The sequence below is a fragment of the Photobacterium sp. MCCC 1A19761 genome (genome assembly GCF_037389125.1).
Taxonomy (GTDB): Bacteria; Pseudomonadota; Gammaproteobacteria; order Enterobacterales; family Vibrionaceae; genus Photobacterium.
Map to the genome: position 1 here is coordinate 1 of NZ_JAZGTF010000067.1, position 253 is coordinate 253.

Below are 253 nucleotides of genomic sequence, written 5' to 3' on the forward strand. Positions count from 1 at the left end.
TTACTATTGCGATGGGGGGACGGAGAAGGCTAGGTGGGCCTGGCGACGGTTGTCCAGGTTCAAGGGTGTAGGCTGATGGTTTAGGCAAATCCGGACCATCTTAAGGCTGAGACCCGATGTCGAGGCACTACGGTGCTGAAGTCATTGATGCCATGCTTCCGGGAAAAGCCTCTAAGCTTCAGATAGTAAGGAATCGTACCCCAAACCGACACAGGTGGTCGGGTAGAGAATACCAAGGCGCTTGAGAGAACTC

The 253-nt window shown here is 53.8% G+C and carries 1 rRNA gene; it reads left to right on the top strand.

Going from position 1 to position 253, the window contains the following annotated elements:
* Nucleotides 1–253 (top strand): 23S ribosomal RNA (locus VV869_RS24350); the annotation flags it as partial.